Genomic DNA, 4,590 nt, shown 5'->3' on the forward strand with positions numbered 1-4,590 from the left:
CGTCGACCCGATTTCGGTCGGGGAAATCCAGAAGATCGTGCGCCACCTCAAGGCCCGGGGCATCGGCGTGCTGATCACCGACCACAATGTCCGCGAGACCTTGGGCATTTGCGACCACGCGTATATCCTCAATGCAGGCAGCGTGCTCGCGCGGGGAACGCCCGACGAGGTGCTGGCCAACCCCGACGTGCGACGCGTCTACCTGGGCGAGTCCTTCCGCCTGTAAACGCAAGCCCGCCTCCCCCAGCGGATCGCCATGAAGCCGACCCTCCAGACCCGACTTGGCCAGCAGCTGTCCCTGACGCCCCAGCTGCGCCAGGCGATCCGGCTGCTGCAGCTGTCGGCCCTGGAGCTGGAAACCGAGCTCAACCAGGCCCTGGAATCGAATCCCCTGCTCGAACGCGGCGACGAAGACCAGGGCGACGACCGCCCCGAAGGCGAAAAGCCCGACGAGCCCAGCCCCGAGGACACCCCCGGCGACGCCCCGGAGCCCGACGAGTTCGGACGCGAAGAAGTCGACGAATGGTACGAAGCCCCCGCCGGCGACCGCCGCAGCAACGACGGCGGCGAACCCGACGAACTCACCGCCGCCGCGCCGGTGGACCTTCACGCCCACCTGGTCTGGCAGCTCCAGCTAAGCCACCTGGGCCCGCGCGACCTGGCCATTGGCCAGGCCGTGATTGAAGCCATCAATGACGACGGCTACCTCGAAGGCCCGCTGGCCGACATCCAGGCTGCCCTGCGCCCGGAGCTCGAAGTCTCCGAGGCCGAAATCGAGACCGTGCTGCACATCGTCCAGCACTTCGACCCGGTCGGCGCCGGCGCCCGCTGCCTATCCGAATGCCTGTGCGTGCAGTTGAGCCTGCTCAGCGAAGACACCCCCGGCCTGGGCCTGGCCACGAAACTGTGCAAGGACCACCTCGACGCCCTGGCCCGCCTGGGCGCCGACCGCCTGGGCGGCCAGATCGGCGAAACCGCCGAGGCCATGGCCACCGCCGTGGCCCTGCTGCGCTCGCTCGACCCCAAACCCGGGGCCCAGGTGGGCGGCAGCGAACCTGAATACATCGCCCCCGACGCCATCGCCTACCGCCAGGGCGGGGTCTGGAAGGTCCGCCTGGCCGCCGGCAGCCGGCCGCGCCTGGCCATCAACCGCCACTACGAAGGCCTGATCGGCAAGGCCAGCCGCGAGGACGACAGCTACCTGCGCGGCCAGCTGCAGGAGGCCCGCTGGCTGATCAAGAGCCTGGAAACCCGCGCCGACACCGTCGAACGGGTGGCCCGGGCCATCGTGCGCCAGCAGTCGGGCTTCCTGGACCACGGCAACGAGGCCATGCGCCCGCTCACCCTGCGCGAGGTGGCCGAGGAACTGGGCCTTCACGAGTCCACCGTGTCCCGGGCGACCACCCGCAAGTACCTGCGCACCCCGCGCGGCACCTTTGAATTCAAGCACTTCTTCAGCTCCGGCATCGCCACCGAACACGGCGGGTCGGCCTCGGCCACGGCCATCCAGGCCATGATCCGCAAGCTGATCGAGGCCGAAAGCCCGCGCACCCCGCTTTCCGACCAGAAACTGGCCGAAACCCTGAAGGCCGAAGGCATCCCCGTGGCCCGCCGAACCGTGGCAAAATATCGGGAATCCATGAACATCCCCGCCTCCAACGAGCGGCAGCGACTGGCCTGAGGCCAAACCAATGGCCCATGCCAGTCCCGGCGCAAAGATGCGCAAACTCCCCAAAGACTTGACCTCGGTCACGCCTCGTTAGCATCGGGCGTGATTACCTGTAGCTGCACCCACCAAGGAGGATCGTGACCATGCGGATCGACATCAGCGGCCACCAGATGGACGTCACCCCGGCCCTTCGCGACTACGTCAACGACAAGTTCGCGCGCGTCAACCGCCACTACGACCACCACGCCGAGGCCCGGGTCATCCTCTCCGTCGACAAGCTCGACCAGAGGGCCGAGGCCACCGTGGGCACCGCCGGCAAGACCGTGCACGCCGACGCCGTCGCCCCCGACATGTACGCCGCCATCGACATGCTCGCCGACAAGCTCGACCGCCTGCTGATCAAGCAGAAGGAAAAGATGACCGACCACCACCGCGGCGAATCGGCGGCCCGTTCGGACAGCTTCGGCTAGGCCGTGCATCTGCTCGATTTGCTCAGCCCGGGGCGCGTGATCGCCCCGGGTCCCATCCCCGGCAAGAAACGACTGCTCGAAAAGGCATCCGGCCTGCTCGCCGAGGGCAATGCGGAGCTCGAGCGCGCCGTTTTCGACAGCCTGGTCGGCCGCGAACGCCTGGGCAGCACCGGCCTGGGCCATGGCGTCGCCATCCCGCATGGCCGCAGCGCCAAGGTCGCCTCCGCCGTGGGCTGTTTCCTGCGCCTGGCCGAACCGGTGGACTTCGGCTCCCCCGACGGCATGCCGGTGGACCTGGTGTTCGCCCTGGTGGTGCCGGAACATTTTTCTTCCCAGCACCTGATGCTGCTTTCGCAGCTGGCGGAAATGTTCGGCGACGCCGACTTCCGCGACCAGCTGCGCGCCGCCCGCGACGCGGCGGCCCTGCACTCCCTGCTGGCGGACTGGCAGGCCAGCCACCCCGAGGCCGGCTGATCCCATGACCGACCGCCTGAGAGCCCGCGAACTCTTCGAAGAACTGGGCGATCGGCTCGAGCTTCGCTGGCTGTCGGGCCAGCGCGGCGCCGAACGCCTGATCGAACGCGGCGAGCACCTCTCGCGGCGCCCGTCGCTGGCCGGTTACCTCAACGTCATCCACCCTAACAAGGTGCAGATCATCGGCTCGGCCGAACTGGCCTGGCTCGATGGCCTGGACGCGCGCACGCGCTGGGAAGTGCTGCTCAAGATCATGGAATCGCGGCCGCTGGCGATGGTGATCACCCAGAACCAGTCCTGCCCCGCCGACCTGCGCGACGCCGCCGAAGAAAGCGAAACCCCGCTGTGGGTGTCGCCGCGGCGCGGCTACGAGCTGCTCAACCTGCTGCAGTACCACCTGGCGCGTTCGCTGGCGCCGCGCGTCACGCTGCACGGCGTGTTCATGGAAATCTATTCGATCGGCGTGCTGGTCACCGGGGATTCCGGCGCCGGCAAGAGCGAGCTGGCGCTGGAGCTCATCTCCCGCGGCCACCGCCTGGTCGCCGACGACGCCCCCGAATTCACCCAGATCGCGCCCGACGTACTCGACGGCACCTGCCCCGAGCTTCTGCAGGACCTGCTGGAAGTGCGCGGCCTGGGCGTGCTCAACATCCGAGAAATGTTCGGCGACACCGCCGTGAAGCGGAACAAGTACCTGCGCCTGGTCGTGCACCTGGAACAGACCCCGCAGCAAAGCGACGAAGCCATGGCCCGCATCACCGGCGAAACCCACAGCCGCAAGGTGCTGGACCTGGACGTGCCGGTGGTCGAACTGCCCGTGGCCGCCGGCCGCAACCTGGCCGTGCTGACCGAAGCCGCGGTGCGCCTGCACCTGCTGCGCAGCAAGGGCATGGACCCGGCGGCGGCCTTCCTGGCGCGGCACAGCGCCTTCCTGCAGCAGGGGGAAAAAGAATGAGCGCCGATCCGACCCGTCCCCTGCTGTACGTCATCACCGGCCTGTCGGGCTCGGGCAAATCGGTGGCGCTCAAGACGCTTGAAGACCTGGACGTGCACTGCACCGACAACCTGCCGGTGGAGTTGCTGCCGCAATTCGTGCGCTCGGTGACGGGCGGCGAAGGCGGTGCCAGCCGGCTGGCCGTGGGCATCGACGTGCGCAATGCCTCGGACCTGGCGCGCATCCCGGAATGGCTGTCGGCGCTGGGCGAGATGGGCATCGACCACCAGCTGGTGTTTTTCGAGACCCGCGACGACACGCTGCTCAAGCGTTATTCCGATACGCGCCGCAAGCACCCGCTCAGCCACGACGGCCTGGCCCTGGCCGACGCCATCGAACTCGAACGCGTGCGCCTGCGGCCGCTCAAGGCCATTGCCGACCTGGTGATGGACACCTCGGACATGAACGTGCACCAGATGCGCCGCGAAGTGATCACCGCGCTCGGCGTGGGCACGCACCAGGACATGTCGCTGCTGTTCGAGTCCTTCGCCTACAAGCGCGGCCTGCCGGCGGACGCGGACTTCGTTTTCGACGCCCGCGCCCTGCCCAACCCGCACTGGGACGCGCGCCTGCGCCCGCTGTCGGGCCGCGATGCGTCGGTGCGCGAGTACCTCGACCAGGACCCGCAGGTGCAGGAATTCCTGGCCCAGGTCATCGCCTTCCTCGACACCTGGGTACCGCGCTTCGAAGCCGGCACCCGCAGCTACCTCACCATCGCCTTCGGCTGCACCGGCGGCCGGCATCGCTCGGTCTACCTGGCCGAACGCCTGGCCGCGCACTGCCGCGAACACGGCCGCGACGGCGTTCTCACCTTCCACCGCGAGCTGGAATAAAAAACGGGGCCCGAAGGCCCCGTTTTGTCCGGGCTGGGGACGGGTGCAATTTCCCTTGGGAAAATGCACCCGTCCCCGGTATCGCTTAGTTCGTACCCGGACGCACCATCACGTGGTTGCTGATCGAGCCCGAATCCGGGTTCACGATCT

Annotated in this window: 5 protein-coding genes and 1 pseudogene; all 6 read left to right on the forward strand. The window is 68.2% G+C overall.

The window, feature by feature from the left end; genetic code table 11:
* A pseudogene (locus tag AACZ35_RS12655) lies at positions 1 to 226 on the forward strand (lipopolysaccharide ABC transporter ATP-binding protein); the annotation flags it as partial.
* A 30-nt stretch (positions 227 to 256) separates the two neighbouring features.
* Complete coding sequence (locus AACZ35_RS12660; protein ID WP_339829862.1) at positions 257 to 1,681, forward strand: RNA polymerase factor sigma-54; 1,425 nt, start codon at positions 257 to 259, stop codon at positions 1,679 to 1,681.
* 131 nt (positions 1,682 to 1,812) lie between these two features.
* Positions 1,813 to 2,139, forward strand: coding sequence for a ribosome-associated translation inhibitor RaiA (raiA, locus tag AACZ35_RS12665; RefSeq protein WP_339829870.1), 327 nt, complete (start codon positions 1,813 to 1,815; stop codon positions 2,137 to 2,139).
* Positions 2,140 to 2,142: 3 nt separating this feature from the next.
* The gene (locus AACZ35_RS12670) at positions 2,143 to 2,613 is read left to right on the forward strand and encodes a PTS sugar transporter subunit IIA (RefSeq protein ID WP_339829864.1); all 471 of its coding nucleotides are present in this window, start codon (positions 2,143 to 2,145) and stop codon (positions 2,611 to 2,613) included.
* Between the two features lie 4 nt (positions 2,614 to 2,617).
* Positions 2,618 to 3,568, forward strand: a complete 951-nt coding sequence (gene hprK / locus AACZ35_RS12675; protein ID WP_339829866.1) for an HPr(Ser) kinase/phosphatase — start codon at positions 2,618 to 2,620, stop codon at positions 3,566 to 3,568.
* Entirely contained in the window at positions 3,565 to 4,440 is an 876-nt protein-coding gene (gene rapZ / locus AACZ35_RS12680) for an RNase adapter RapZ (protein ID WP_339829868.1), read from the forward strand. The genes hprK and rapZ overlap by 4 nt, the downstream gene beginning before the upstream one ends.
* The last annotated feature ends 150 nt before the right edge of the window (positions 4,441 to 4,590 follow it).

The sequence above is a fragment of the uncultured Arenimonas sp. genome (assembly GCF_963976025.1).
GTDB lineage: Bacteria > Pseudomonadota > Gammaproteobacteria > Xanthomonadales > Xanthomonadaceae > Arenimonas.